The sequence below is a fragment of the Corallococcus praedator genome (assembly GCF_003612125.1).
GTDB lineage: Bacteria > Myxococcota > Myxococcia > Myxococcales > Myxococcaceae > Corallococcus > Corallococcus praedator.
On record NZ_RAWI01001486.1, the window covers coordinates 1 to 379 of the forward strand.

At 56.2% G+C, this 379-nt stretch carries 1 protein-coding gene; it reads right to left on the bottom strand.

Annotated elements, in window-relative coordinates; genetic code table 11:
• Window positions 1-379: metallophosphoesterase family protein (locus D7Y13_RS45000; protein WP_369333620.1), on the bottom strand; the 379-nt coding region annotated here is incomplete at both ends.

The following is a 379-nucleotide window of genomic DNA, read 5'->3' on the forward strand; positions in this document are numbered from 1 at the left end:
TTACTAAAGAAGCATGGACTTGCTGGAGTTGCCGACGTTCTTCGCTGGTGAGATAAGCAGGAGTTTGCATCGTAATTTCCGCGAAGCATTCTGGGTTTTGTTGTAACCACTCCACGGCCTCATCAACCCGCGTAAACCGGGGACGCAGTAACCGTTTGCCGGTTCTTAGAGGCACGGGCGTAACGGTTACAGCCCGGCCCGGCTCAGCATCAACCAATACCACGTACTTTTGCTGGTCGGCTTCGGCGAAACTGTAGGCCAGTGGGCTGCTGCTGTAAACGACCGGTCCGCGTCCGCCACCCAACTCCTGGTGACGGTGCAAATGCCCCAGCGCCGTGTACTGCACCTGCGCCGGAATCATATCAGTATACATCACTGG